The organism is Mycolicibacterium parafortuitum (genome assembly GCF_002086815.1).
In the GTDB taxonomy this organism is placed as follows: Bacteria; Actinomycetota; Actinomycetes; order Mycobacteriales; family Mycobacteriaceae; genus Mycobacterium; species Mycobacterium parafortuitum.
In genome coordinates, this window is sequence record NZ_MVID01000086.1 from 1 (window position 1) to 228 (window position 228).

Genomic DNA, 228 nt, shown 5'->3' on the forward strand with positions numbered 1-228 from the left:
CGATCGACGGCCCTGACGGGTTGTTGGCCCAGATCACCAAGTCCGTCCTCGAACGTGCCCTCGATGTCGAGATCGCTGATCACCTCGGCTATGAGCACGGGGATCCAGCCGGCAACGGCTCGGGCAACTCCCGTAACGGCCACGGCCGCAAGACCGTGCTGACCACCGCCGGCCCGGTCGATCTGGAGGTCCCCCGCGACCGCAACGGCACCTTCGACCCGGTCATCG

At 67.5% G+C, this 228-nt stretch carries 1 protein-coding gene; it reads left to right on the top strand.

What is annotated here, in order from left to right; translation table 11 throughout:
* On the top strand, positions 1-228 hold a 228-nt coding region (locus BST38_RS28885), incomplete at both ends, for a transposase (protein WP_207569377.1).